The 670-nt window shown below is 76.4% G+C and carries 1 protein-coding gene; it reads left to right on the forward strand.

From position 1 onward, the window contains the following. Positions 1–3 precede the first annotated feature (3 nt). A partial coding sequence (locus tag FV223_RS29290; protein ID WP_246689871.1) for an acyl-CoA dehydrogenase family protein occupies positions 4–670 on the forward strand: 667 nt, incomplete at its 3' end.

Here is a 670-nt window from a genome sequence, read left to right on the forward strand (position 1 = left end):
GCGCTGCGCGGCGCCGGGCTGCTCGTCGCGCCGCTGCCCGAGGCGTTGGGCGGAGCGGGCTTGTGCACGCCCGGCGGCGCCGACCGCCTGCGCGACGTGCTGCGCGGGATCGGGCGCGGCAACCTCGCGGTCGGGCGGATCTACGAGGGCCACGTCAACGCGCTGGCGCTGGTGCTGCGCTACGGCAGCGATCCGGTGCGCGCGCGCTTCGCGGCCGATGCCCGTGCCGGGCACCTGTTCGGCGTGTGGAACACCGAGCCGGCGGAGCCAGGTGGTCTCGCGCTCGGCACGGAGGCGGATCCGGCGGTGCTGACCGGCGCGAAGTCCTACGCCTCGGGGGCCGGGCACGTCACGCGCCCGCTGGTGACCGCGCGGCTTCCGGACGGGCGCCGCCAGATGCTCGTGGTGCCGCTCGATCCGGAAGCCCGCGCCGAGCTCGCCGACTGGCGCGCCCACGGGATGCGCGCCTCCGCCACCGGCACCGTCGACTTCTCCGGCCTTCGGGTCGAGCCCCTGGACCGCATCGGCGCCCCGGACGACTATTATCGCCAGCCGTTCTTCGCCGCCGGGGCGTGGCGCTTCCTCGCGGTCCAGTGCGGCGGCATCGAAGCGGTGCTGGAGGCGCATCGCGGCCACCTGACCGCGACCGGCCGCGATGCGCCTCCAGCAC

The organism is Methylobacterium sp. WL116 (assembly GCF_008039455.1).
Taxonomy (GTDB): Bacteria; Pseudomonadota; Alphaproteobacteria; order Rhizobiales; family Beijerinckiaceae; genus Methylobacterium.